This window comes from Dyella jejuensis (genome assembly GCF_044904675.1).
GTDB classification, from domain to species: Bacteria; Pseudomonadota; Gammaproteobacteria; order Xanthomonadales; family Rhodanobacteraceae; genus Dyella_B; species Dyella_B jejuensis.
Map to the genome: position 1 here is coordinate 26,496 of NZ_JADIKJ010000009.1, position 22,232 is coordinate 48,727.

Genomic DNA, 22,232 nt, shown 5'->3' on the forward strand with positions numbered 1-22,232 from the left:
GACGCACCATAACGCAGCACCAGACACCTTCCCTTCGTCCGGCCCTGGCCGTGAAACCGCGTAACTATCGGCTTTTCGCCTCCCCCGGTTTGCTGGCACGCAATCTGCTGTGTTGCAACAAACCGCTGGGAGAACCGCCGCGCATGAAATGGATCACCGCGATCATCAAGCCCTTCACCCTGGACGATGTGCGCGAGGCGCTCGGCGAGGCTGGCGTACAGGGCATGACCGTCACCGAGGTCAAGGGTTTCGGCCGCCAGCGCGGGCATACGGAGCTATACCGTGGCGCGGAGTACGTCGTCGACTTCCTGCCCAAGCTGAAAATCGAACTGGCGGTCGCCGAGGATCAGGTCGAGCTGGTGATCGAGGCGATCACCCGGGCCGCCCGCACCGGCAAAGTCGGCGACGGCAAGATCTTCGTGAGCGAGCTGGAGCAAGTCGTCCGCATCCGCACGCAGGAGGTCGACGCCGATGCGCTCTAGGCCGGGAATCACGCAATGGGCATCGGGGCGGGCCAGCGGCCGGAGCCTGCGCCGTCTCGCCATCGCGGCAACGGGCCTGGGCCTGCCGCTCTCCGCCACGGCGCAAACCGCCGCGGCGGCCAGGCTCGACAGCGGCGATACCGCATGGATGATCGTCGCCAGCACTTTCGTGCTGATGATGACGATTCCCGGTGCCGCCTTGTTCTACGGCGGCATGGTGCGGGCCAAGAATCTGCTGTCGGTGATGATGCAGTGCCTGGCGATCACTTCGCTGGTGACCGTGCTGTGGCTGGTCTATGGCTATTCCATGGCCTTCAGTACCGAAGGCATGCACGCGGCGGTCACCAACTGGCACTCGCTTATCGGCGGCTTCGATCGCGTGATGCTGGCCGGGCTGACGCCGTCATCGCTTTACCAGACCGTGCCGGAAAGCGTGTACGTGATGTTCCAGCTGACCTTCGCGATCATCACGCCGGTATTGATCGTGGGCGCTTATGCCGAGCGCATGAAATTCAGCGCCATGCTGTGGTTCAGCGGCCTGTGGCTTACCTTCGCCTACCTGCCGATGGCCCATATGGTGTGGAGCGGACCGGGTTCGCTGCTGGGCGACCTGGGCGTGCTCGATTTCGCCGGCGGCACCGTGGTGCATATCAATGCCGGCATTGCCGGACTGGTCGCCTGCCTGATGCTGGGCAAGCGCCGTGGCTATCCGCATACGCATATGCCGCCGCATAACCTGGGCTACACGGTGATCGGCGCCAGCCTGCTATGGCTGGGCTGGTTCGGCTTCAACGCCGGTTCGGCGGTGGCGGCCAATGGCAGCGCAGGCATGGCGATGCTGGTCACGCAGATCGCGACGGCGGCGGCGGCGATTGGCTGGGTTGCCGTGGAGTGGTACGTGCACAAGCGCGCCAGCGTGCTCGGCATTGCCTCCGGCGCGGTCGCCGGCCTGGTCGCGGTCACCCCCGCCGCCGGAACCGCTGGCCCCGGCGGCGCGCTGATCCTTGGCTTCGCAGCCGGCGCGGTGTGCTTTTTTACCGCCACGCGCCTGAAACACAAACTGGGTTACGACGACACGCTGGACGTGTTCGGCGTGCATGCCATCGCCGGCATCGTCGGCGCCCTGCTGACCGGCGTGTTTGCCGCGCCGGCATGGGGCGGCTTCGACGGCAGCGTGACCTCGCCACTCGCGCAGCTGTGGATCCAGGCCAAAGGCGTGGGTTTCACCATCGCGTGGAGCGCCGTGACGAGCTGGGTGCTGTTGAAGCTGGTCGACCTGACCATCGGACTGCGCGTCACCGCGGAACAGGAACAAGTCGGCCTGGATATCGCCGAACACGAGGAGCGCGCGTACAACCTCTCGTGAGGCGGGAAAATCGTAGAAAGGGATGAGAAGATAGCGCGCTGCGGTTGCAGCATGCTTGCCACTCTCCTCTTTACTCGCCCTTGCTCCTCATGGATCACACCTCCCACCGCAGCGTCGCCCGACTCGCCTGGACGCGCACGGCTCTTGGCGACGCTTCGCTGGAGCTGGAACCGGCGTCATCCGATGCAAGTTTCCGCAGCTACTGGCGCACCCGCCACGATGGCCGCAGCTGGATCGTGATGGATTCGCCGCCGGCGCAGGAAGATCCGCGCCCGTGGCTGGCGATCGGCCAGCAACTTGCCGCCGCCGGCCTGCACGTGCCAGCCGTGCACGCACATGATCTCGTGCAGGGTTTCCTGCTGATCGAGGATCTCGGTACGCGGCTGTACCTGCCGGAGCTTCGCGATGACAACGCCGACGCGCTCTACAGCGACGCCATGGACGCACTGCTGCGCATGCAAACCCGCATGGATTGCAGCGACCTGCCGCCGTTCGATCGCACCCTGTTGCAAACCGGCCTGGCGGTGATGCCGGAGTGGTTCCTGGACCGGCACTTGGGCCATGTCCCCACTCCATCAGAACAACAGATATTGCACGATGCTTTCGAACGCATCATCGACAATGCGCTGGAACAGCCGCGCTGCTTCGTGCATCGCGATTTCCACAGCCGCAATCTGCTGATCGTCGAGCGCAACAATCCGGGCATCATCGATTTCCAGGGCGCGCTCGCCGGTCCCCTCACCTATGATCTCGCTTCGCTGCTGCGCGACGCCTACATCGCGTGGGAACGCGAGCGCGTCGAGGCGTGGGTGGAGTCGTACCGACTGCGATTGAAAGACGCCGGCCTGATCGGCCATCACATCGGCCGCGAACGTTTCCAGCGCTGGTTCGACCTGACGGGCCTGCATCGTCACATCCGCGTCCTGGGGCAGTTCTATCGACTGTGGTACCGCGACGGAAAACCGGGTTACCTCGCCGATGTGCCGCGCATCTATCACTACGTGACCTCCGTCGCCCGCGGCTATCCCGAACTGGCCGGCTTCGTCGCATTGCTCGAACGGCATGCCCATGGCATCGACCTGACCAGGGTTGCCAACGCATGAGGCACGCGCTGATCTTTGCGGCGGGACTGGGCGAACGCATGCGCCCGCTGACCGATCACATCCCAAAACCTTTATTGGTCGCCCGCGGCAAACCGCTGATCGCATGGCACCTGGAAAAGCTCGCCGCGATGGGCGTGCATGACGTGGTGATCAACACCTCGCACCTCGCCGAACAGTTTCCCGAAGCACTGGGCGACGGCTCGCGCTGGGGCTTGCGCATCCGCTATGCCTACGAAGGCCCCGCTCCGCTGGAAACGGGTGGCGGGATACTCAACGCGCTGTCGTTGCTCGGGCCGGAACCGTTCATCGCCGTCAGCGGCGATATATGGACCGATGCCGATTTCGGCGCATTGCCGGCCGAGCCACCCGGTGTTGCGCATTTGTTGATGGTGGACAATCCGCCGCATCACCCCGAAGGCGATTTTGCGCTCGACGATAACGGCCTGCTGCACGATGCGGGCACGAAACTCCTGACCTACAGCGGTATTGGCGTGTTCCGGCGCGAATTGCTGGATGGATGGCCATCCATCGCCGATCCCGAGGTACAACCCCCGCGCTTCAAGCTAAGGCCGCTATTGCAGACCGCCATGGCACGCGATGGCGTCAGCGGCAGCCATCATCGGGGACAGTGGACCGACGTCGGCACACCGGAACGACTTGCAATGCTGAACGCCCATCCTTAGCGCCGCCTTCAACTGGGAGGGAAAGCAGTTGCGATGACGCCGCTCCCGTTCCGAAAGAACCACGAAGCAGGCACTGCGACGCTACGGCGCGCTTGGCGAGATGAGTTTTACAACGGAAACCGAGGGATCCGTTACCGGCTTGACGACTTGCGCACCATCCGCCTGTTCCTGCGACAGCGCCGCGTCCTGCGCCTGCTTGGTCATCATGATGATGCTGATGCGCCGATTGATCGGGTCGCCTGGATCAGCCTTGTCGAACGGCACAGAAGCGGCCAGCCCGACGACGCGGGCGATCTTGTCCTCCACCAGTCCCCCCTCCAGCAAGGCACGCCGCGCGGCATTGGCACGATCGGCGGAGAGTTCCCAATTGCTGTAGCTGGCCGCGCCACTGTAAGGCGCATCATCGGTATGGCCGGAGATGCTGACTTTGTTCGGAGCCTCGCCGATAAAACCGGCCAACTCATGAAGAATCGCGACGGTATAGGGTTCGAGCGTGGCGCTGCCGGTATCGAACATCGGGCGGTTCTGCTTATCGACAATCTGGATGCGCAGGCCTTCCGGCGTGATGTCGAGCAGCAGCTGGTCCTTGAACGGCGCCAATGCCTGGCTTTTTTCGATCGCGGCATGCATTTGCTGCATCAGGTTTTCGAGCCGCGCCTGCTCTTGCTCGCGCGCCAGCTTTTCCACGTTCGCGGCATCCGGGCGGGATGCCGCGCGACGATCCTTGCCCGGACCATGCGGCATATCCATCGCACCACCCAACTTGATCGCACTGTCGCTTGCGCCGCCCGGACCCATCTTGCCGGGCGGCGCCATGGAGGCCGTACCGGGTGTCATGCTGGGATTCTTGAAATACTCGGCGATGGCGGCCCGCTGCTGCTTGGTGCCAACACCGATCAGCCACATCACCAGGAAGAACGCCATCATGGCGGTCACGAAGTCGGCATAGGCCACTTTCCATGCGCCGCCGTGGTGACCGTGTTTCTTGCGCCGCGAACGACGCACCACGATCAGCATTTCACTGTCGCTCTCGCTCACGCCGGGGCACCGGCGCGGGCACCTTTGAGATGTTCCTCGAAATCCTGGAAATTCGGGCGTGTCTGGGGCGACAACGTCTTGCGCGCGAACTCGACCGACACTTTCGGGTTATAACCGCGCAGACTCGCCAACAGCGCCACTTTCACGCACTCGAACGCGCGACCGTCTTCATGCACGCGGCTTTCCATCGCCGCGCCGAGCGGGCCAACGAAGCCGTAGCAAAGCAGAATTCCAAGGAACGTACCGACCAGCGCCCCGGCGATGTGCTCGCCGATCTGCGAGGTATCCCCACCCAGCTGCGACATCGTGGTCACGATACCGAGCACAGCCGCGACAATACCGAAGCCTGGCAGCGCGTCGGCCATCTTCAGCACGGCCAGCGCCGGCGCTTCGGCTTCGTGCTGATGCGTTTCCAATTCCACTTCGAGCAACTGCTCCAGCTCGTGCGGATTCATGTTGCCGCCGACCATCAGCCGCAGGCAATCGGTGATGAACTCGATCAAGTCGTGCTCTTTCACCAAACGCGGATAAGCGCTGAATACCGGGCTCGCCTGCGGATCTTCGATATGCGATTCGAGTCCAAGCAATCCCTGCTTGCGTATCACGCCGAAAAGGTCATACAGCAGCGCGAGCAGATCAACGTAATCCTGCTTGCGGTATTTCGGCCCTTTGAACAAAGCGACGATGCTGCGCAGCGCTTCCTTCACGATCTTGGATGGATTGGCCGACAAGAACGCGCCGATCGAACCGCCGCCGATAATCATCAGCTCGCACGGTTGCCAGAGCGCAAGGATATGGCCGTGCGCAAGCAGATAGCCGCCCAATACACAAGACAGCACCACCAGGGAACCGACCAGGACAAGCATGCGGACTCCATCGGGACACCATGTCCCAGCCCAACTTATCGACCGGCCTGCCGTGAAATTGAGGCTTGCGAGCGTTCGCTCTGTTTGCGACACCGCAGGTGCATTTTTTTGCCCGCATGTGACGCTGCATGTCATATGCGCAGGCACTTGCCGCGCAAAAACAAACGGCCCGAATCATCGGGCCGTTTGTTTTTGCCGCATAGGTGCAAAGCGCTCAGGGACGACGCGCCAATTCCGGATTTTCCTTGGTCACCGGCATCAGGTCCTTCTTCGACACGCCCAGCCACAACAGGATCGGACTGGCCACGAAGATCGAGGACAAGGTACCCACCAGGATGCCGATCAGCATGGTCACCGCGAAGCCATGCACCGTCGGACCGCCGAAGAAAAACAGCGCCGCCATGGCAATGCCGGTAAACAGCGAGGTGATGATGGTTCGCGACAGCGTACTGTTGATCGAGCGGTTGAGGACCTCTTCCGGATCAGCCTTGCGCGAAGAGCGGAACAGCTCGCGGATACGGTCGAACACTACCACCTTGTCGTTGATCGAATAACCGATCACCGCCAGCACCGAGGCCAGCACGGTGAGATCGAACTCACGCTGCACCAGCGAGATCACGCCGAGCGTGACCAGCACGTCATGCACTTCGGTGGCGAGCGCAGCGATGGCAAAGCGGCGCTCGAAACGGATCCACAGATAGATGCCGATGCCGATGATCACGAAGATCGCGGCAGTGACGCCGTCGCTGCGCAACTCTTCGCCCACCTGCGGGCCGACGTAGTCGCGGCCGGCAATCGTGGCATCAGGACGCGCGGCCTTCAGCGCCTTGCCGACGTCATCGGCGATCACATCCAGGTTGGGCGACTTGCCCTCCTGCACGGCATAGTGCTTGTCGTCCTTGGGCTGGAAGCGGATCGCCACCTGCCGCGTGCCGCCCACGCTCTGCACCACGGCGTTCTCGATGCCGCCCTTTTCCAGCGCGGCGCGCACGTCCTCGACCGACACCGACTTGTCGTAGGTAACGCCGATGCTGACGCCGCCGGTGAAGTCCAGGCCGTAGTTCAAGCCGCGCGTGGCAAGCAGCGCGATCGAGGCGACCATCAGCAGGACGGCAATGCCGATGCTGACCTTGCGCAGGCCGAGGAAGTGAACGTTGCTGTTATGGCTGAAAATTTCCATGTGCGTTCCTCAGACCGACAGCGTCTTGAGCTTGCGGCCGCCGTGAATCAGCGCGGTGATCGCGTGAGTGACCGTGACCGAGGTGAACATCGAGGTCAGGATACCGATCAGCAGCGTGACGCCGAAGCCCTTGATCGGGCCTGAGCCCATCGTGGTCAGCGCCAGCGCGGCGATAAGGTGGGTAACGTTGGCATCGAGAATGGTCGCCCAGGCTTTTTCGTAGCCGGCGCGGATCGCCGCCAGCGGCGTGGAGCCGTTGCGCAATTCCTCGCGCACACGCTCGCAGATCAGCACGTTGGCGTCGATCGCCATGCCCAGCGTCAGCACGATACCGGCGATGCCCGGCATGGTGAGCGTGACGCCGATCATCGACATCACCGCCACCAGGATCACCAGGTTGAAGAACAGCGCGACGTCAGCCACCAACCCGAACAACTTGTAGTAGATGGCGGCCGCGAGCAGCACCAGGCCCAGGCCCAGCAGCACCGCCTTCAGGCCTTTTTCGATGTTGTCCTGGCCCAGGCTGGGACCGATCACGCCTTCCTGCACGATATCCATGGAGGCGGCGAGCGAACCGCCGCGCAACAACAGCGCAAGCTCGGAAGCTTCCTTGTTGCTGCCCAGGCCGGTGGTCTGGAACTTGTTGCTGAAGACGCCGTTGATGGTGGCGTAGTTGATCACGCGGTAAGTGGTTTTCGGCGTGCGCACTTCCTTGCCGTCCACCAGCTTGGTATCGGTAGTACGCTCGACGTACACCACGGCCATCGGCTTGCCGACGTTATCGCGGGTGAAGTCCAGCATCTTCGCGGCGCCGGCCGAATTGAGCGTGACGCTGACCATCGGCGAACCGGTCTGCGAATCGTTGCCCGAGGAAGCATCCACCAGTTCGTCGCCGCTGGCGATGATGGTCTTGCTGACCAGGAAGGGCTCGCCGTGGTTGCCGTAGTACAGGTGCGCATCCGGCGGAATGTTGCCGCTCTTCACCGCATCCTGCACGGCCGGATCGCGCGCATCGCCGAGGCCGGCCACGTATTCCAGCGTAGCGGTGGCGCCGATCACCTTCTTCGCTTCGGCCGGATCCTGCACGCCGGCCAGTTCGACCGAGATGTGGTCGGCGCCCTGCGCCTGGATCACCGGCTCGGACACGCCCAGCGCGTTGATGCGGTTGCTCAGGGTTGCCAGGTTCTGGCGTACCGCGCTGGTCTGCAGGTCACGCAGCTTGTCCGGCTTGATCACGGCATTGAGCACGTAGCGGTCGCCGGTGGCGGTGCCGTCCGTGACGGCGAGGTCGGTGTACTCGGTGGCGATGGCATCGCTGGCCGCCGACCGGTCTGCCGCCGAACCCAGGATCACCGTGACGCCCTGCCCGCGCGTGGCATTGCGCGCTACCGAGACGAAGGAGATCTTCCTGTCCTTCAACAGCGCGGCGATATCTTGCGTGTAGCGCGTTTCCTGTTTGTCGGTGATGTCGTTCTGGTCCACCGCCATCAGGAAACGCACGCCGCCTTGCAGGTCCAGGCCCAGGGGCATGGGACGCCCGCCGATGGCGCTGAGCCAATGCGGCACGGTCGACTCCAGATTGAAGGCGATGGTGTAGTTGTCGCCCAGCGCGGCCTTCAACGCATCGGCGGCGCTTTTCTGCTGGTCGCCGTTGGCGAAACCGACCAGCACATAATCGCCGCGGCTCGCGTCGTGCTTGAGGCTTTCATCGACGTAGGGAATCTTGGCGGCCTGCAACGCAGCGGTGATCTTCTGCTGCAACGCCTGGTCGACTGCCGCGTTCTGGCTGGCCGAGACCTGCACTGCCTGCAGCGGCACGTACACGTTGGGCAGCGCATACAGGATGCCCAGCAGCAGTACGACGGCGACCAGGTAGTATCTCCAGCGTGGAAAATCGCTCATGCCTTGCATCCGTAAGAACCGCGGCGCCAGGCCACGGAATAGCGTGAATGGATCATGGGAAAGAAAACCGGTCGGCGCGCCGGAACGGTCAGGACGCCTTCAACGTGCCCTTGGGCAGCACCTGCTGGACCGCGCTTTTCTGCAGCTTGATCTTCACGTTCGGCGCGATCTCGACCGTGATGAACGTCTCGCCCACCTCATCGACCCGGCCGGCGATGCCGCCATTGCTGACCACTTCGTCGCCCTTGGCCAGGCCCGACACCAGCTGGCGGTGCTCTTTCTGCCGCTTCATCTGGGGGCGGATCATCATGAAATACATCAGGCCGAACAGCACGATCATCATGATGATCATGGAAAGGCCGCCGCCAGCAGCACCCGGCGCAGCCTGCGCCAGCACGATAGTCGTAGGAAGATTCATTAGCTTGTCCCGCAAGTTATGGCTGCGACTGGAATTTTCGCCGCTCGCCCAATAAAAGACCTTGGATTATGCCATGAGTGCGGCCGTTTGCGTTTGTCCCTGGCTTCCATCCGGAGCAGTCCGGGACCCGCGCCAGCGCCGCCGCAAATCCGCGGAATTCACCGGTGACTGGTGGGAAAAGAAAAATGCCCGGTGGTTCCCGGACCAGGCCCTTCGCAAGACCGCCTTCGCCCGCAACCGTCCCAGGCGGGAGGGCGATCAGGCGGCGCCCTGCCGGCGGGCATAGAACCCGGTCACGAAATCGTCCAGCTGCCCCGCCGCGATGGCTTCGCGCAATCCGGCCATCAGCTGCTGGTAATGATGCAGATTGTGGATGGTGGCCAGTTGGCTGCCCAGGATCTCGTTGCAGCGGTCCAGGTGCCGCAGATAGGCACGGCTGAAGCCCTGGCTGCAGGCATAGCATGCGCAGCCTTCCTCGATTACCCGCGTATCGTTGGCAAACTTGGCGTTGCGAATGCGCAGCGTGCCCTTGGAGGTGAACAGGAATCCGTTGCGCGCGTTGCGGGTAGGCATCACGCAATCGAACATGTCGATGCCGCGCCGCACCGCTTCCACGATATCCTCCGGCCGCCCCACGCCCATCAGGTAACGCGGCCGTTCGCGCGGCAGCAACGGCACGGTGACGTCCAGCGTATGGTTGCGCTCCGCTTCCGGCTCGCCCACCGCCAGGCCGCCCACCGCGTAACCGTCGAACCCGATCTGCGCCAGCCCCTCGGCCGAGCGCCGGCGCAGGTTTTCGTGCACGCCGCCCTGCACGATGCCAAACAGCGCGTTCGGATTGTCCAGTTCGTCGAAAGCGGCGCGCGAACGCTCGGCCCAGCGCAGGCTCAGTTCCATCGATTCGCCCGCCACCTTTTCAGTGGCCGGATACGGCGTGCATTCGTCGAAGATCATCGCGATATCCGAATCCAGCACGGTCTGGATACGCATCGATTCCTCGGGCGACAGGAACACCTTGGAGCCGTCCACCGGCGAGGCGAAGGTCACCCCCTGCTCGGTGATCTTGCGCTTGTGCGCCAACGAAAACACCTGGAAACCGCCCGAATCGGTGAGGATCGGCTTGTTCCAGCCGATAAAGCGGTGCAGGCCGCCGAACTCCCCCACGATTTCCAGCCCCGGGCGCAGGAACAGATGGAACGTATTGCCCAGGATGATCTCGGCCCCCACCTCGCCCAGGTCGCGCGGGGTCATGGCCTTGACCGACCCATAGGTACCCACGGGCATGAATGCCGGGGTTTCCACGCTGCCGCGGTCGAAGCGGAGGCGGCCGCGGCGTGCGGCGCCATCAGTGGCAAGAAGATCGAAATGCATGTTGGTCATCGGCGCATTATCGCGTGTTGGCGATGTACGCGCTGCTTTTTCCCGAGGAAGAAGCCAGCATGCGGAAAAAGGCCGGCGGCCTCATTTTCCTTGCGGCAGGATCAGCATCGCGTCCCCATATGAAAAAAACCGGTAGCGCTGCTGTACGGCATGCGCATAGGCATCGAGGATGAATTGCCGCTCGGCCAGCGCCGACACCAGCATCAGCAAGGTCGACTCCGGCAGGTGGAAGTTGGTGATCAGTCCATCGATGCTGGTGATGCGATAGCCCGGAAAAATAAAGATCTGCGTCTCGCCCGCGAACGGCCGCAGCACGCCCTCCACGGTCGCACTTTCCAGCGCCCGCACCACCGTGGTACCCACGGCGATCACGCGGCCGCCTGCCGCGCGGGTACGGTGGATCTGCTCGACCAGCCTGGCGCCCACATTGAGCCATTCGCGATGCATCTGGTGCTGGGTCAGATCGTCGCTGCGCACCGGCTGGAAGGTGCCGGCGCCAACATGCAAAGTCACGTAACCGAAGTCCACGCCTTCAGCGCGTATCCGCTGCAACAGGCCTTCGTCGAAATGCAGCCCGGCGGTGGGTGCGGCGACCGCACCCGGTTCGCGCGCATACACCGTCTGGTAGCGCTCCATGTCGCTGGCATCGGCATGCCGCGAAATATACGGCGGCAAAGGCATCTCACCCAGTTTCAGCAGCAGGTGCTCCAACGGCTCCGGCGCTTCGAAGCGCAGATGGAAAAAGCCGTTGTCGCGACCAAGCACCGTGGCGTGGCTGCCATCGGCAAGCACGATCACGGTACCCTCGCGCGGCTTCTTGCTCACGCCCAACTGCACGGTGGCTTCGTGCGCGCCGGTGACGCGCTCGATCAGGATCTCCACCGCTCCGCCGCTCGGCTTGTGCCCATGCAAACGCGCTGGCAACACCCGCGTGTCGTTAAACACCAGCAGGTCGCCCTTGCGCAGGAACGGGGGCAGCTCGCGGAACATGCGGTCTTGCCAGGTACGCATCGGCACGTCCAGCACCAGCAGGCGGCTTGCGCTGCGTTCGGCCAGCGGCGCCTGCGCGATCAGTTCGGGCGGCAGATCGAAATGGAAGTCGGACTTCTTCAAAATGGCAGGCTTCATGCGGTAACGGCACATTATCCCGCAAGAAGCGCGAACTGTCCCTGCTACAGCCAACCCTTCTGGCGTGCGAGACGATAGGCTTCGATGCGATTGGCCGCGCCGAGTTTGCCGATCGCCTCGGACAGGTAATTGCGCACGGTGCCATGCGACAGATTGAGCTTGGTGGCGATCTCGCTGGCGGACTGGCCTTCGCCGGCGAAACGCAGTACCTGGCGTTCGCGATCGTTGAGGGGATCGGCCTCCGACCATGCCTCCAGCGCCAGTTGCGGATCGATCGAGCGGCCGCCGCGATGTACGGTACGCAAGGCTTCAGCGAGATTTTCGGCCGGCGCATCCTTCAGCAGATAGCCGGATACGCCGGCATCCAGCGCGCGGCGCAGGAAGCCAGGACGCGCAAAGGTAGTCACGATGATCGTTTTCACCGGGAGTTCGTGGCGCCGGATGCGCTGCACCAGTTCGAGGCCGGTGATGCCGGGCATTTCGATATCGGTGACCAGCACGTCGGGTTTCAGCCGCTGAACTTCACGCCAGGCAGTTTCGCCATCGGCAACCGAGCCGAGCACTTCGATATCCGGCTCCAGGTTGAGCAGCGCCGAGAGCGCTCCGCGCACCATCGCCTGGTCTTCGGCCAGCAACACACGGATCATGCGACGCTCCGGGCAAAGTCGTCCGACCGCGGCGGCAATGGCCCAGCGCCCTGGGCTGGCGTGCGCCGCTGCGCACGCCATGGCACGCTGACCCGCAGGCAGGTGCCTTTATGCGGCGGCGAATCGATCTGCAAGCTGCCACCCAACGCACGGATGCGCTCGCACATGCCGGTGATGCCATTGCCATGCGCGGAAAGGCCGCCGCGGCCGTTATCGCGAATCTGCATGTCGAGTTGCTCCGCGGTTCGGGCAAAACGCACGCTCGCCTCGGTCGCGCCGGCATGGCGATGGATATTGGTAACGGCTTCGCGAATGACCAGCGCCAGGGCACGCTCGACCTCCGCAGGCAGCGAATCGGGCAAGCTGCCGTAGTCCAGATGGACCGCCGAGGAATCCAGCAACAACCTTGCCGAAGCAAGCTCGGCGGCAAGATCGGTGGAGCGAATGCCCGTCACCGCAGAGCGCACTTCGGCCAGCGCGTGCCTCGCCACGCTTTCGGCTTCCTCCAATTCGCGGCGTGCACCTTCCGGATCACGATCGAACAGCTTGCGCGACAACTCGAGCTTGAGCGTGATCAAGGAAAGGGTATGACCCAGCAGATCGTGCAGGTCGCGCCCGATGCGCTCCCGCTCGGCGGTAGCCGCCAGGCGCCGCACCTCGTCCTGGGACAGCTTGAGGGCGGCGTTCTTTTTGGATGCGTTGATGCCGACATGAATTACCCCGCTGATCACCGCCACCATCACGATCAAGTACAGGATCAGCTGCCACGGCAAATGGCCGGCGGCGGCCACGACGGCGAAAAGCGCGGACATCAATACCAGGTGCAACAGATAGGCCCACATCCGGCGTTCGCACATGCGAACCATGACGCAGCCATAGATGAAGTAGCAACATGCGGCACCCGAATTCAGCCCCATCATCGCAATTGCCAGCAGCGCAATACCCCACGCATAGCGCTGACGATTGCGCTGCGGCCGCACAATGCACAGCGCGTAAAGCAACAGGAAGATCGGATACGAAAGCGCTATCGTCCAAACCCAGCGAAACGTGAATCCCTTATTGAACAGCGGATCGAAGAACAGCCAGATCGACCATAGCAAATGGACGGCATCTACCCACGGATTGGCGCCTTTACGGATATTTTCGGCGGCCTCCGAATCGGGCGCTGGCGCAAGCCAGTTGCGGATCGCTGTGATCATGGTGCTCATCCCCGTGCTGCCGGCCGTTCGCATGCCATCCTACTTCAACCGTAGCGCCGCAGCCGGCGCGCCGCGATGACAAAGAACAGCACCGTGAAGCCGGCCAGTATCCCGACCTGTTCGGCTACATCGGCCTGATCCAGGCCCAACGCGGCGAGCCCAAGCTGGTGCAGGTGATAGCTCGGCCAGATCGGCGCGATCTGCTGCAATACCTTCGGCAATTGGTTGAGCGGAACCCACAGGCCCGACAGGAACGACATCGGCAAATAGACCAGGTTGAGCATGCCCGGCGCGCCTTGTCCCTTGAGCAAGGTGCCGATAAGCATGCCCAGCGCGCAGAACGGCAATACGCCGAGCGTGCCGGTAAGCAGCAGCAGGCCGGCTTGCCTTGCCGTCAACGGCACGTGCGCCAGGCCCACGCCCATCGCCAGCAGCAACAGGATGACGGCGGCAGCGGCCAGTATCGCCATCAGCATTTTGCCGAGCAGGTATGCGCCGGGTGGCATCGGCAAGGCACGCTTGTAGGTGAGCAATCCGCCATCGCGTTCCAGCGCCAGCGAAACGCCAAAGCCGAACAGCCCGGGGCTCATCACGCCGAACACGCCATAGCTCGCCAGCAGATAGCGCGCGACGTCCGCGCCCTCGCTCTTGCCCATCACAATGCCGAACAGCAAATAGAACAAGCTGGGAAACAGCATGATCGGCAGCATGAAACTTGGATTGCGCAGATAGCGCACGCATTCGCTGCGTGCTTCGGCAAGATAGGCGCCGGCCACGCGGCGAGCGCTCATGCGTACGGAAGCGGCCACCTCCGGCGCGGCGGAAAGCGATACGGTGTTCATCATGCAGCCTCCTGTTGGATGGCGTCGTCTTGGGTCAGTTCGATAAAGGCTTCGGCCAATCCCGCGCGCTGCACTTCGAGTTCGCGCAGCGTCGGGTCGGCATCGAGCATGCGGCGCAGCACGTATTCCGCCTCGGCCGTGCTGATGCGCAAGCGCGCTCCCTCGCGTTCTACCGAAACCACGTTCGGCCAGCCGGCAATCGTGGCGGCATCGAGATCGGTAATACAGCGGATGCGCGTATGCGCTACTTGCGAGCGCAAGTCATCCACGCTGCCTTCGCTGAGCACGCGCCCTTTGCCCATCACTACCACACGTTGCGCGAGCGCCTCGGCTTCTTCCAGGTAATGCGTGGTCAACACCACCGAGCAACCTTCGGCGACCAGGATGCGCATCGCGGCCCACAGTTTCTGGCGCGCATCGATATCCATGCCGACGGTCGGTTCATCCAGGAATACCAGCTCGGGCCGACCGCACAAGGCCAGCGCGAACTGCACGCGCCGCTGCTGGCCGCCCGACAGCTTGCCGTAAGGCCGCTTCAGCAAATCGGCTACTCCTGCCAGCGTTGCGCTTTCTTCGAGCGGCCGTGGATTCGGATAGTAGCTGGCGACCAGCCGCAGCAATTCGCCGACGCGGAGCGTGAGCGGCAGCATCGCCGATTGCAGCATGACGCCGATGCGGCGGCGCGCGTCGAGGTGCTGCGGATCCAATCCGAACAATTCCGCACGGCCACCCTCCGGGCGGATCAGGCCGAGCAATAGACCAATGCTGGTGCTTTTGCCGGCTCCGTTCGGCCCCAGCACGGCGAGCAGTTCGCCGCGGTGCAGCACGAGATCGACGCCATCGAGCGCAGTGAGCTGGCCATAACGCTTTACGGCACCGGAAAGACGGGCAACGACGTCAGATGATGGATGCATGGTGTTTCCTCCTTGCACTGCAGCGTAGGCAAGACCGGGACGCGGTCCCAGTAGCCTGCGTCAGCCGCCGGACATGACAGGCGTCATCCGGGGGTACCGGCGCACCCTGCCCGCGAGTTATCCTCACGGATGTACGCCGGCGGTTTCCCCATCGCGGCGAGTGCGACCGGGCGCTGCCCGCGGGCCTTCAGCGCCGTTCCGCACACAACACATCGTGTCGGCCTGCTTCGCGCTGGGTGCGAGGCGCCGGCAGGGTTCGAGGAGAGTAGTCATGGGTGTGATCGATCAGCTGCGCGAACTGCGCGAATTTGGCGGCAAACCGCGTACCACCGGCCTGGACGACGCCACCATCGAACGGATGGCCGCGCTGCATCCGGAACTCGGGCAGGCGATTGCCCAAGCCGTTGCGCACCATCATGAGTTGCGCGCCGAACTGGGCGATTTCCTGAAGCTGGACGAGACGCAGCAGCTGGCGCAGGCCCAGGAGGGGCTCGTCAATTTCTATCCGGACGATGCGATCAATCCTTACCTGCCAGCTGCCGCGCGCGGCCCATGGATCGTCACGCTCAAAGGCGCGGTGGTGCACGACAACGGTGGCTACGGCATGCTGGGTTTCGGCCACAACCATGCCGCGATCGATGCCGCGCTGGCGCGCCCGCAGGTGATGGCCAATGTAATGACGCCGAGCGTTTCGCAGATGCGTTTCACGCAGGCCATGGACCGCGAGCTTGGCCGCAACCGCGGCAACAATCCCTACGTGCGCTACCTGTGCCTGAACTCCGGTTCCGAATCGGTCGGACTGGCCTGCCGCATCGCCGACGTGAATGCCAAGCTGATGACCGATGCCGGCGGCCGTTATGCCGGACGCACGATCAAGCGCATCGCGGTAAAAGGCGCGTTCCACGGCCGTACCGACAAGCCCGCGCTGTATTCGGATTCCTCGCGCCGCACCTATCAGCAGCATCTGGCGAGCTATCGGCATGAGGACACCCTGCTCACCGTTGCACCTTATGACATCGCGCAACTGGAAGCGGTGTTCGCCGATGCCGACAAGCACGGCTGGTTCATCGAGGCGATGTTCCTGGAACCGGTGATGGGCGAAGGCGATCCAGGCCGCGCGGTAACGCCGGCGTTCTACCAGGCTGCGCGCCAGCTGACCGAATCGCATGGCTCGCTGCTGCTGGTCGACTCGATCCAGGCCGGCCTGCGCGCGCACGGCGTGCTTTCGCTGATCGACTACCCCGGTTTCGAAAAGCTGGCAGCGCCGGACATGGAGACGTTCTCCAAGGCCCTCAACGCCGGCCAGTATCCGCTTTCCGTGCTGGCGGTGGGCGAGCGCGTCGCTGGCCTGTATCGCAAGGGTATCTACGGCAACACCATGACCGCCAACCCGCGCGCGCTGGATGTGGCGCTGGCGACGCTCGCCCAGCTCAGCGACGAGGTGCGCGCCAATATCCGCGCACGCGGCAAGGAGTTCGTCGACAAGCTCAATACGCTGAAAGACGAACTGGGCGGCCTGATTACCAAGGTGCAGGGCACCGGCCTGCTGTTTTCCTGCGAACTGGCTCCGCAATTCAAATGCTATGGCGCCGGTTCCACCGAGGAATACCTGCGCGAGCGCGGCCTTGGCGTGATCCACGGCGGCGTCAATTCGCTGCGCTTCACGCCGCATTTCCTGGTGACCAGCGCCGAGGTGGACATGGTGGTCGCGCACGTGCGGCATGCCTTGCTGGAAGGGCCGCGCAAAAGCGAAGCGCGCGCAGCCTGAGGCGTTTTTACTTACCTCCCCCGTTTAGGGAGAGGACTTGAGGTGAGGGGCTGACCTGGCCAAGGTCCCCATGCTGCGTGAGCCCCGAACCGCTTCTTGCAAGATTGCCCCCTCGCCCAACCCTCTCCCCGAAGGGGGAGGGCTTTAGCACGGCACCTTTCTCCGCGTCACGGCATAGGCATAGACTGCGTCGGCCGGTACGATCACCGGTGATAACTTCAGGAGGAAGCATCATGTCCATGCGTTTCAGCCTGCTCGCCGCCAGCGCAGTCCTGGCCCTGGCGACCACCGCCGCTTTCGCCGCACCGCAGAGCTCGTCCAGCGCGACGGGGCATTCCACCAAGTTGGGCCAGTGCAGCCACGCTGCGGCGGGGAAGACTGGCGCCGCCTACACCGCGGCCCGCGACGCCTGCATGAAAGGCGGCAGCACCGCCAGCGTAGCCACCAAGAAGCCGACCATCGGCGAGTGCAATCATGAAAACAAAGGCAAGACCGGACAGGCTTATAAGGATGCCGTTAGCGCCTGCATGAAGGGCAATCACTGATTCAAAGACCGCCGCTTCAAGGCGCGTGTCGACGTGAGGGCGTCGCCAAGCAGGCGGCGCCCTTTTTGTTTACGGCTATGCTTGCTTCATCGCTCTGCAAACCGGTCGCCGCATGAAGATCGTCGAAGTCCGCCATCCGCTGATCCAGCACAAGCTCGGCCTGATGCGCCGGGCCGGCATAAGCACCAAGGAGTTCCGCGAACTCGCTGCCGAGGTCGCCTCGCTGCTGACCTACGAAGCCACCAAAGACCTGGAAACCACCCAGGCGCAGATCGAAGGCTGGGCCGGCCCGGTCCACGTGAAGCAGATCAAGGGCAAGAAAATCACCATCGTGCCGATCCTGCGCGCTGGCCTGGGCATGCTGCCGGGCGTGCTCGAATTGATTCCGTCCGCGAAGGTCAGCGTGGTTGGATTGCAGCGCGACGAACAAACGTTGAAGCCGATCGCCTACTACGAAAAACTGACCGGCCGCATGGACGAGCGCATTGCCTTGATCGTCGATCCGATGCTGGCTACCGCCGGAACGCTGGTCGCCACGGTGGACATGCTCAAGGCGGCCGGCTGCAAGCGCATCAAGGGCCTGTTCCTGGTGGCCGCGCCGGAAGGGCTCAGGCGGATCGAAGCCAGCCATCCGGATATCGAGATCTACACCGCTTCGATCGACGAACGGCTCAACGAACACGGCTACATCCTGCCTGGGCTGGGAGATGCCGGGGACAAGATTTTCGGGACCAAGCAGTTGCCCGCGGCGGAGTGATTTCGTCGCTTTGCGCTAAGGCGAAGATGGCTCAGGCTCGGACGGCGCGACCTTGCGCAAAGTCGACTGGAGCGGGCTCCGAATGTACTTCGAGGCCAACCTCAACTCCTCACCCTGCCCTCTCCCCGCAGGGGAAGGGGGTAAGGAAACGCGCCGTTTTTACGCTCTAAACCTGTCCGTCGCCTCGATCAGTTCATGCGCGATACCCGGCTCGAACGCCGAATGCCCGGCGTCCTGCACGATGCGCAGGTCCGCTTCCGGCCACGCGCGGTGCAAGTCCCACGCACTGCGCATGGGACACACCACGTCGTAGCGCCCCTGCACGATCACCGCAGGAATGCGGCGGATGCGCTCGACGTGGCGCAGCAATTGATCGTCGTGTTCGAAGAAACCGCCATGCACGAAGTAATGGCATTCGATGCGCGCGAAAGCCAGCGCGAATTCGTCCTCGCCGCTACTGTTGATGTAGCCCTCGTCCTGATACAGGAAACTGGTCGCGCCTTCCCACACGGACCACGCTCGCGCGGCGTCCAGGCGGGTCTTGGCATCCGCACTGGTGAGGCGACGGTGGTAAGCGCTCATCAGGTCGCCGCGCTCGACTTCCGGAATCGCCGCCAGGAAGGTTTCCCAGGCATCCGGATAGAGCGCGTCGCAACCTTTCTGGTAGAACCATTCGAGCTCCCAGCGACGCAGCATGAAGATGCCGCGCAATACCAGTTCGCTCACCTTGTCCGGATGCGCCTGCGCATAGGCCAGCGCCAGCGTCGAACCCCAGGAACCGCCGAATACCTGCCAGCGCGTGATGCCCAGGTGCTCGCGCAGGCGTTCGATATCGGAAACCAGATGCCAGGTGGTGTTGTCGCTCAGCTCCGCATGGGGCGTGGACCGGCCGCAGCCGCGCTGATCGAACAGCACGATGCGATACACCGCCGGATCGAAAAAACGCCGGCACTTGGCATTGGTGCCACCGCCCGGACCGCCATGCAGGAATACCACCGGCTTGCCGTTCGGGTTGCCGCTCTGCTCGTAATAAAGCGTGTGCAACTCGGAGACCTTGAGCTGCCCGGCATCATACGGCTCGATTTCGGGATACAAGGTGCGGCGATGCTGGGACATGGTCTGGCGGCCTGGAGTGCGGAGCGCCCATGTTACGGGGGAGCGGTGCACAACCCAAGCTGCCTCAAGCCCGGGGCTTCACCGCCGCCCTTGTGGCAGGCTCCAATCCGAAGGCAAGCTCCCAGGTCGCCGGAACGCAGGCGTCAGATCAACAGCTTGCCCGGATTGAGGATGCCATTCGGATCAAACGCTGCCTTTACCGTCCGCATCAGCGCGATCTCCGCCGCGCTGCGCGTGCTTTGCAGGTAGGCGCGCTTGACCAGCCCGATGCCATGTTCGGCGGAAATGCTGCCGCCGTGACGCTGCAAGGTGTCCGCCAGCAACTGGGTGACGTGCTCGCATTGCGCAATGAAATCCGCATCGGAAAGCGATTCGGGCTTCAGCACGTTGATGTGCAGGTTGCCGTCGCCGATGTGTCCAAACCAGACTACTTCGATCTGCGGGTATTCGCGCGCCAGCAGCGACTGAATTTCTTGCAGGAATGCCGGCAGGGCACCGATGCGCACAGATACATCGTTCTTGTACGGTTTGTGCGGCGCCAGGCTTTCGGTGATGCCTTCGCGCAAGCGCCACAGCGCCGCCGCCTGCGCATCGCTCTGCGCCAGCACACCATCACTGATCCATCCTTGCTCCAGACCCTGCTCGAAGGCGGCCAGCGCCGCTTCCTGCGCGCGCTCGTCCGCAGCCTCGAACTCGGTCACCACGTAGAACGGATGATTGCCCTCGATCGCCCGTTGCGCCCCGTGTGCCAGCACATGCTTTAGCGCCACCTCGGTAAAGAATTCGAACGCCTGCAACGTAAGCCGCGCGCGGAACAATGCGAACACCTGCATCATCGCGTGCATGTCGGGCAGCGCCAGCAGCATCACCTGCGCGGCCGGCGGCGGATCGGTCAGGCGCAAGCTTGCTTCCACCACGATACCCAGGGTGCCTTCCGAGCCGATCATCAGTTGGCGGAAGTCGTAGCCGCTCGAGTTCTTGACCAGGCCGCGGTTGAGATCCAACAGTTCGCCATTGCCGGCGACCACTTTCAGGCCGCCGATCCATTCGCGCGTGTTGCCATACCGGATCACGCGGATGCCGCCGGCATTGGTCGCGATATTGCCGCCGATGGAACACGAACCGCGGGCAGCGAAATCCACCGGATAGATCAGGCCCTGCCCGCGCGCGGCCTCCTGCACGGCTTCCAGCGCGATGCCGGGCTGTACGGTGAGCATGCGGTCCACCGCATCGAAACCCAGCACGCGGTTCATGCGCGCCAGGCTCAGCACCAGTTCGCCCCGCGCCGCCACCGCGCCACCCGAGAGACCGGTGCGGCCACCCGACGGTACGATGGCCACCTGGCATTCGTTGGCCCAGCGCACGATGCCTTGCACTTCCTCGATCGAAGCGGGCATGGCGATCGCCAGCGGCGCGGGTGTCCAGCGGCGGGTCCAGTCGCGGCCATAGTGCTCCAGGTCGCCCGCTTCGGTGAGCAGGCGCAGCCCAGGCAGGCGGGCGGTCAGTTCGGCAAGGGCTTGTTGGGTCATGACGGCTCCGAAACCAGCCGCCAGCGTGCCAGCCGATACCGGACACGTCCAGTGCTGCGTCGCCGCAAAATCTGGCATAGTGTTTGGACTTCCAAATCCCAGGCCGCCATGAAGACCTCGTTCCCCAGGCAAGAGATCAAGGTGTTGTTGCTCGAAGGCGTGAGCCGCACCGCCGTGGAAACGTTCCAGCGCGCGGGCTACAGCCAGATCGAATACCACGCCAAATCCCTGCCGGAGAACGAACTGAAAGCGCATATCGCCGATGCGCATATCGTAGGCATCCGTTCGCGCACGCACCTTGGCGCCGACGTGCTGGAGCATGCCAAGCGGCTGATCGCGGTGGGCTGCTATTGCATCGGCACCAACCAGGTCGACCTGGGGGCCGCGGAGAAGCTTGGCGTTCCGGTGTTCAACGCGCCCTATTCCAATACGCGCAGCGTGGCCGAGCTGGTGATCGCCGAGGCCATCATGCTGTTGCGCGGCATTCCGCAGAAGAACGCGCTATGCCATCGCGGCGGCTGGACCAAGTCGGCCGCCGGCAGTTTCGAGGTGCGCGACAAAATCATCGGCATCGTCGGCTACGGCCATATCGGCACCCAGGTTGGCGTACTGGCCGAGAGCCTGGGCATGCGCGTGATCTTCCACGACATTGAATCCAAGCTTTCGCTGGGCAACGCGCGGGCCGCGGCCAGCCTTGACGATTTGCTGGAACGTTCCGATGTGGTGACCCTGCACGTGCCGGAAACGCCTTCCACCAGACTGATGATGGGACGCAACGAACTGGGCCGGATGAAACAGGGCGCCTTGCTGATCAATGCGTCGCGCGGCACCGTGGTGGACATCGACGCGCTGGCCGAATCCCTGCGCAAGGAGCATCTCGGCGGCGCGGCCATCGATGTATTCCCCGTGGAGCCGAAAGGCAACGACGACCCCTTCGTTTCGCCGCTGGTCGGCATGGATAACGTGATCCTGACGCCGCACATCGGCGGCAGCACGCTCGAAGCGCAAGACAACATCGGTATCGAAGTAGCAAGCAAGCTGGTGCGCTACAGCGACAACGGCTCCACCCTGTCGGCGGTCAATTTCCCGGAAGTGACGTTGCCCGAGCACCCGCGCAGCCGCCGCCTGCTGCATATCCATCGCAACGTGCCGGGCATGCTGTCGCGCATCAACGAGCTGTTTTCCGCCGGCAATATCAATATCGACGCGCAATTCCTGCAGACCAACGCGGAAGTGGGCTACGTAGTGATCGACGTCGCCGCCGACGAGCAACAGGCTGCCATGCTGAAGGACAAGCTGGCGGCGATATCCGGCACGCTGCGCACCCGCGTACTTTACTGAGCGTTCGACCGCGGCGACTTCGGCGGGC

Annotated in this window: 21 protein-coding genes; 8 read left to right on the forward strand and 13 right to left on the reverse strand. The window is 63.5% G+C overall.

Annotated elements, in window-relative coordinates; all coding sequences use genetic code 11:
- The first annotated feature begins 143 nt into the window (after positions 1 to 143).
- From ISP15_RS08925 to murU, 4 genes are all read left to right on the forward strand, one after another.
- Positions 144 to 482: a P-II family nitrogen regulator gene (locus tag ISP15_RS08925; protein ID WP_404547069.1), complete on the forward strand. Its 339-nt coding sequence runs from the start codon at positions 144 to 146 to the stop codon at positions 480 to 482.
- A complete protein-coding gene (locus ISP15_RS08930) occupies positions 472 to 1,848 on the forward strand; it encodes an ammonium transporter (protein ID WP_404546919.1) in 1,377 nt (458 codons plus the stop codon). Before ISP15_RS08925 ends, ISP15_RS08930 begins: the two co-directional genes overlap by 11 nt.
- A gap of 89 nt (positions 1,849 to 1,937) precedes the next feature.
- A complete protein-coding gene (locus tag ISP15_RS08935; protein ID WP_404546920.1) occupies positions 1,938 to 2,951 on the forward strand; it encodes an aminoglycoside phosphotransferase family protein in 1,014 nt (337 codons plus the stop codon).
- Positions 2,948 to 3,634: an N-acetylmuramate alpha-1-phosphate uridylyltransferase MurU gene (murU, locus tag ISP15_RS08940; protein ID WP_404546921.1), complete on the forward strand. Its 687-nt coding sequence runs from the start codon at positions 2,948 to 2,950 to the stop codon at positions 3,632 to 3,634. The genes ISP15_RS08935 and murU overlap by 4 nt, the downstream gene beginning before the upstream one ends.
- A gap of 81 nt (positions 3,635 to 3,715) precedes the next feature.
- Here the strand turns inward: murU and motB are convergent, their stop codons facing one another.
- The 11 genes from motB to ISP15_RS08995 all read right to left on the reverse strand — a co-directional run bounded on the left by motB (position 3,716) and on the right by ISP15_RS08995 (position 15,148).
- The gene (motB, locus tag ISP15_RS08945; RefSeq protein WP_404546922.1) at positions 3,716 to 4,672 is read right to left on the reverse strand and encodes a flagellar motor protein MotB; all 957 of its coding nucleotides are present in this window, start codon (positions 4,670 to 4,672) and stop codon (positions 3,716 to 3,718) included.
- A complete protein-coding gene (gene motA, locus ISP15_RS08950) occupies positions 4,669 to 5,538 on the reverse strand; it encodes a flagellar motor stator protein MotA (RefSeq protein WP_404546923.1) in 870 nt (289 codons plus the stop codon). The genes motB and motA overlap by 4 nt, the downstream gene beginning before the upstream one ends.
- 214 nt (positions 5,539 to 5,752) lie before the next feature.
- Positions 5,753 to 6,718 carry a protein translocase subunit SecF gene (gene secF / locus ISP15_RS08955; RefSeq protein WP_404546924.1) on the reverse strand — a complete coding sequence of 322 codons (966 nt, stop codon included), beginning with the start codon at positions 6,716 to 6,718 and terminating at the stop codon, positions 5,753 to 5,755.
- A 9-nt stretch (positions 6,719 to 6,727) separates the two neighbouring features.
- Positions 6,728 to 8,620, reverse strand: a complete 1,893-nt coding sequence (secD, locus tag ISP15_RS08960; RefSeq protein WP_404546925.1) for a protein translocase subunit SecD — start codon at positions 8,618 to 8,620, stop codon at positions 6,728 to 6,730.
- Positions 8,621 to 8,708: 88 nt separating this feature from the next.
- Complete coding sequence (gene yajC / locus ISP15_RS08965; RefSeq protein ID WP_404546926.1) at positions 8,709 to 9,038, reverse strand: preprotein translocase subunit YajC; 330 nt, start codon at positions 9,036 to 9,038, stop codon at positions 8,709 to 8,711.
- 258 nt (positions 9,039 to 9,296) lie between these two features.
- Positions 9,297 to 10,418 (reverse strand): tRNA guanosine(34) transglycosylase Tgt, encoded by a 1,122-nt coding sequence (gene tgt / locus ISP15_RS08970; protein ID WP_404546927.1) that lies wholly within the window; start codon positions 10,416 to 10,418, stop codon positions 9,297 to 9,299.
- An 81-nt stretch (positions 10,419 to 10,499) separates the two neighbouring features.
- On the reverse strand, positions 10,500 to 11,561 hold the full coding sequence (queA, locus tag ISP15_RS08975) for a tRNA preQ1(34) S-adenosylmethionine ribosyltransferase-isomerase QueA (RefSeq protein WP_404546928.1): 1,062 nt from the start codon (positions 11,559 to 11,561) through the stop codon (positions 10,500 to 10,502).
- A gap of 29 nt (positions 11,562 to 11,590) precedes the next feature.
- Positions 11,591 to 12,193, reverse strand: a complete 603-nt coding sequence (locus tag ISP15_RS08980) for a response regulator transcription factor (protein WP_404546929.1) — start codon at positions 12,191 to 12,193, stop codon at positions 11,591 to 11,593.
- Positions 12,190 to 13,392 (reverse strand): sensor histidine kinase, encoded by a 1,203-nt coding sequence (locus ISP15_RS08985; RefSeq protein ID WP_404546930.1) that lies wholly within the window; start codon positions 13,390 to 13,392, stop codon positions 12,190 to 12,192. Before ISP15_RS08985 ends, ISP15_RS08980 begins: the two co-directional genes overlap by 4 nt.
- A gap of 44 nt (positions 13,393 to 13,436) precedes the next feature.
- Positions 13,437 to 14,234 carry an ABC transporter permease gene (locus ISP15_RS08990; protein WP_404547070.1) on the reverse strand — a complete coding sequence of 266 codons (798 nt, stop codon included), beginning with the start codon at positions 14,232 to 14,234 and terminating at the stop codon, positions 13,437 to 13,439.
- Positions 14,234 to 15,148: an ABC transporter ATP-binding protein gene (locus ISP15_RS08995; protein ID WP_404546931.1), complete on the reverse strand. Its 915-nt coding sequence runs from the start codon at positions 15,146 to 15,148 to the stop codon at positions 14,234 to 14,236. The genes ISP15_RS08990 and ISP15_RS08995 overlap by 1 nt, the downstream gene beginning before the upstream one ends.
- 271 nt (positions 15,149 to 15,419) lie before the next feature.
- Here ISP15_RS08995 and ISP15_RS09000 point away from each other — a divergent pair, with 271 nt between their 5' ends.
- The 3 genes from ISP15_RS09000 to upp all read left to right on the forward strand — a co-directional run bounded on the left by ISP15_RS09000 (position 15,420) and on the right by upp (position 18,218).
- Positions 15,420 to 16,916, forward strand: coding sequence for an aminotransferase class III-fold pyridoxal phosphate-dependent enzyme (locus ISP15_RS09000; protein WP_404546932.1), 1,497 nt, complete (start codon positions 15,420 to 15,422; stop codon positions 16,914 to 16,916).
- Positions 16,917 to 17,149: 233 nt separating this feature from the next.
- Positions 17,150 to 17,461, forward strand: a complete 312-nt coding sequence (locus tag ISP15_RS09005) for a hypothetical protein (RefSeq protein WP_404546933.1) — start codon at positions 17,150 to 17,152, stop codon at positions 17,459 to 17,461.
- A gap of 112 nt (positions 17,462 to 17,573) precedes the next feature.
- A complete protein-coding gene (gene upp, locus ISP15_RS09010; protein ID WP_404546934.1) occupies positions 17,574 to 18,218 on the forward strand; it encodes a uracil phosphoribosyltransferase in 645 nt (214 codons plus the stop codon).
- A 159-nt stretch (positions 18,219 to 18,377) separates the two neighbouring features.
- On the opposite strand, the gene pip is transcribed toward upp, so the two are convergent.
- Complete coding sequence (gene pip, locus ISP15_RS09015; protein WP_404546935.1) at positions 18,378 to 19,334, reverse strand: prolyl aminopeptidase; 957 nt, start codon at positions 19,332 to 19,334, stop codon at positions 18,378 to 18,380.
- 143 nt (positions 19,335 to 19,477) lie between these two features.
- Entirely contained in the window at positions 19,478 to 20,863 is a 1,386-nt protein-coding gene (locus ISP15_RS09020) for an FAD-binding oxidoreductase (RefSeq protein WP_404546936.1), read from the reverse strand.
- A gap of 108 nt (positions 20,864 to 20,971) precedes the next feature.
- On the opposite strand from ISP15_RS09020, the gene serA reads away from it, so the two are divergent.
- Positions 20,972 to 22,204: a phosphoglycerate dehydrogenase gene (serA, locus tag ISP15_RS09025; protein WP_404546937.1), complete on the forward strand. Its 1,233-nt coding sequence runs from the start codon at positions 20,972 to 20,974 to the stop codon at positions 22,202 to 22,204.
- Positions 22,205 to 22,232 lie beyond the last annotated feature (28 nt).

Coding starts and splice junctions, on each gene's coding strand:
- upp (WP_404546934.1), top strand. CDS start 17,574: ATGAAGATCGTCGAAGTCCGCCATCCGCTGATCCAGCACAAGCTCGGC.
- pip (WP_404546935.1), bottom strand. CDS start 19,334: ATGTCCCAGCATCGCCGCACCTTGTATCCCGAAATCGAGCCGTATGAT.
- ISP15_RS08985 (WP_404546930.1), bottom strand. CDS start 13,392: ATGATCACAGCGATCCGCAACTGGCTTGCGCCAGCGCCCGATTCGGAG.
- ISP15_RS09000 (WP_404546932.1), top strand. CDS start 15,420: ATGGGTGTGATCGATCAGCTGCGCGAACTGCGCGAATTTGGCGGCAAA.
- motA (WP_404546923.1), bottom strand. CDS start 5,538: ATGCTTGTCCTGGTCGGTTCCCTGGTGGTGCTGTCTTGTGTATTGGGC.
- secF (WP_404546924.1), bottom strand. CDS start 6,718: ATGGAAATTTTCAGCCATAACAGCAACGTTCACTTCCTCGGCCTGCGC.
- queA (WP_404546928.1), bottom strand. CDS start 11,561: ATGTGCCGTTACCGCATGAAGCCTGCCATTTTGAAGAAGTCCGACTTC.
- ISP15_RS08930 (WP_404546919.1), top strand. CDS start 472: ATGCGCTCTAGGCCGGGAATCACGCAATGGGCATCGGGGCGGGCCAGC.
- serA (WP_404546937.1), top strand. CDS start 20,972: ATGAAGACCTCGTTCCCCAGGCAAGAGATCAAGGTGTTGTTGCTCGAA.
- ISP15_RS08980 (WP_404546929.1), bottom strand. CDS start 12,193: ATGATCCGTGTGTTGCTGGCCGAAGACCAGGCGATGGTGCGCGGAGCG.
- ISP15_RS08925 (WP_404547069.1), top strand. CDS start 144: ATGAAATGGATCACCGCGATCATCAAGCCCTTCACCCTGGACGATGTG.
- tgt (WP_404546927.1), bottom strand. CDS start 10,418: ATGACCAACATGCATTTCGATCTTCTTGCCACTGATGGCGCCGCACGC.
- ISP15_RS09020 (WP_404546936.1), bottom strand. CDS start 20,863: ATGACCCAACAAGCCCTTGCCGAACTGACCGCCCGCCTGCCTGGGCTG.
- ISP15_RS08990 (WP_404547070.1), bottom strand. CDS start 14,234: ATGAACACCGTATCGCTTTCCGCCGCGCCGGAGGTGGCCGCTTCCGTA.
- ISP15_RS08935 (WP_404546920.1), top strand. CDS start 1,938: ATGGATCACACCTCCCACCGCAGCGTCGCCCGACTCGCCTGGACGCGC.
- ISP15_RS08995 (WP_404546931.1), bottom strand. CDS start 15,148: ATGCATCCATCATCTGACGTCGTTGCCCGTCTTTCCGGTGCCGTAAAG.
- ISP15_RS09005 (WP_404546933.1), top strand. CDS start 17,150: ATGTCCATGCGTTTCAGCCTGCTCGCCGCCAGCGCAGTCCTGGCCCTG.
- secD (WP_404546925.1), bottom strand. CDS start 8,620: ATGAGCGATTTTCCACGCTGGAGATACTACCTGGTCGCCGTCGTACTG.
- yajC (WP_404546926.1), bottom strand. CDS start 9,038: ATGAATCTTCCTACGACTATCGTGCTGGCGCAGGCTGCGCCGGGTGCT.
- murU (WP_404546921.1), top strand. CDS start 2,948: ATGAGGCACGCGCTGATCTTTGCGGCGGGACTGGGCGAACGCATGCGC.